Origin of the sequence: Ruminococcus sp. MCC718, from assembly GCF_018783905.1 — a bacterium.
GTDB lineage: Bacteria > Bacillota > Clostridia > Lachnospirales > Lachnospiraceae > Hominisplanchenecus > Hominisplanchenecus faecis.
This window is the reverse complement of the sequence record NZ_WQNP01000119.1, coordinates 1-668: the sequence shown is the minus strand read 5'-3', so window position 1 is coordinate 668 and position 668 is coordinate 1. Positions and strand designations below refer to the sequence as shown.

General features: G+C 43.1%; 1 protein-coding gene. It reads right to left on the bottom strand.

What is annotated here, in order from left to right; all coding sequences use genetic code 11:
- Positions 1-68 precede the first annotated feature (68 nt).
- Entirely contained in the window at positions 69-392 is a 324-nt protein-coding gene (locus GPK60_RS10770) for a YdcP family protein (RefSeq protein ID WP_008704175.1), read from the bottom strand.
- Between the last annotated feature and the right edge of the window lie 276 nt (positions 393-668).

Below are 668 nucleotides of genomic sequence, written 5' to 3'. Positions count from 1 at the left end.
AACACTCCAAAAGTCTTTTCTTTATCAATGACGATTCCATTTGCTAATCTCATAATCTGAATACCCCCTTATTTACTTTCTGCTGGTAACATATCGTCTGCAAGCAGGATATAATTGACAAATCCACGTTCCCCGATTTTATAACCATCGGTAGTGATTCGTGGGTTGATAAGTTTTACTTTCTGTTCCGGCGAAAAATGTTTTTCACCAGCTTTGGCAGGAAGCGTCACAACTACATCATCAGCTCTTTGCACATCGGAATACAGGTTGTAGCTTCTGGTAATGACAGCCATACGCCCGTTGATTCTCTGCTGTTCCGTAGTATTTTCTCCGGCAAACTCCAAGTTCCCGAATGTCTTTTCCATGTTTGGTACGACAAATCTTAATTCCATAAATGATTGACCTCTTTTCTTTCTGTTTTATTTTCTTTCCTGCTGTACTTTGTGGGGAGCTACACTCCCCACGCCCCTAGTGGACTTCACGCTCCCGTAAATCAGAGCTTCACGGGAGCGTGAAGTTGTAAAAAGGGTGGCGACCTTGAACGCTCTACCAACCGCTACATTACCGCCTTATGATTTCTTTTTACGACGTTTGAAGTAAAGCATACCGCCAAGCCCTACGCAGGAAAGACCGAGCATGGCAAGATAAGCATAGATATTGGTATTGTC